Source organism: Desulfosarcina cetonica JCM 12296, from assembly GCF_001311845.1.
GTDB classification, from domain to species: Bacteria; Desulfobacterota; Desulfobacteria; order Desulfobacterales; family Desulfosarcinaceae; genus Desulfosarcina; species Desulfosarcina cetonica.
The window spans coordinates 1-1,346 of sequence record NZ_BBCC01000454.1 but is presented as its reverse complement, the minus strand read 5'-3'; the positions used below and the strand labels follow the sequence as shown (position 1 = coordinate 1,346).

General features: G+C 60.5%; 2 protein-coding genes. Both read left to right on the top strand.

The window, feature by feature from the left end:
- A partial coding sequence (locus JCM12296_RS34915; protein ID WP_172684275.1) for a 4Fe-4S dicluster domain-containing protein occupies nucleotides 1-525 on the top strand: 525 nt, incomplete at its 5' end.
- 15 nt (nucleotides 526-540) lie between these two features.
- On the top strand, nucleotides 541-1,346 hold an 806-nt coding region (locus JCM12296_RS34910; RefSeq protein ID WP_054702799.1), incomplete at its 3' end, for an FAD/NAD(P)-binding protein.

Below are 1,346 nucleotides of genomic sequence, written 5' to 3'. Positions count from 1 at the left end.
GCCGATGCGGCCGGCTGGAACCGGGCCACCCCCGAGGCGGCCGAGGCGTTCATGGCCGGCAAAAAAGCCGCCGAGGAGAAAATCGTCTCCATGGTCAGCACCGACAACTTGGCCGACACCGACCTGCTCGGCCTCCATGGCGCGCCCTTCTGGGACGATGTCGCCTTTGCCTGCCTGAACTGCGGGACCTGCACGTTTGCCTGTCCCACCTGCTGGTGCTTCGACATCCAGGATGAAATGCATGGCAGCTCCGGCGTGCGCATGAAGAACTGGGACAGCTGCATGTTCCCCATCTTCACCGTGCATACCACCGGCCACAATCCCCGGGACACCAAGACCCAGCGGGTGCGCCAGCGCTTCATGCACAAGCTCAAATACTTCGTGGACAAATACCAGACCGGTATCATGTGCGTGGGCTGCGGGCGGTGCGTTCGCCAGTGCCCGGTCAATATCGACATCCGCCGGGTGTGCGAGTTGATGAACAGCTTCAAACCGGCGACGACCACCTGCGCCGTGCAGGGTTGATGGAGGAACGATAAAATGCAAAATCCATATCTACCCTATCCGGTGCGGATTGACGATATCACCGTCGAGGCCGAGGACAAGAGCCTCAAAACCTTCAAATTCGTCTTTCTCAGCGAGGATGACGAAGAGAAGTTTGCGTATCGCGCCGGCCAGTTTGCCGAACTCTCCATCCCCGGCAAGGGCGAGATTCCCATCGGGATCGCCTCGTCGCCGGTGGAAAAGGGCTTCGTCAAGTTCACGGTCAACCGTGCCGGCGTGGTCACCACCCATCTGCACAACATGACGGTCGGCGACATCATGGGCATTCGCGGCCCCCTGGGCAACAGCTATCCCTGGGATCGCCTGGAAGGCAAGAATATTCTCATCGTCGGCGGCGGGTTCGCCTTCACCACCCTGCGTTCGTCCATCGTCTACATGCTCGACCCGGCCAACCGTTCCCGGTTCGGCCAGATCGACGTGGTCTACGGCGCCCGCTCACCGGGCATGCTGCTCTACAAGGACGAGTTGGTGGAATGGGAAAAGCGTGACGACATCAACATGCACATCACCGTGGACGGCACCGACGATCCGGACTGGAAGTACAATGTGGGGTTCGTGCCGCCGATCACCGAACAGAAGGCCCCCCAGGGGGGCGACGACACCTACGCGATTGTCTGCGGCCCGCCGATCATGATCAAATTCACCCAGCCGGTGCTGGAGAAACTGGGCTACGACCATGATCATATCATCATGAGCCTTGAAAACCGCATGAAATGCGGCTTCGGCATGTGCGGCCGCTGCGGCATCGGCAAGGAACTGGTCTGCAAGGACGGTCCCGTGTT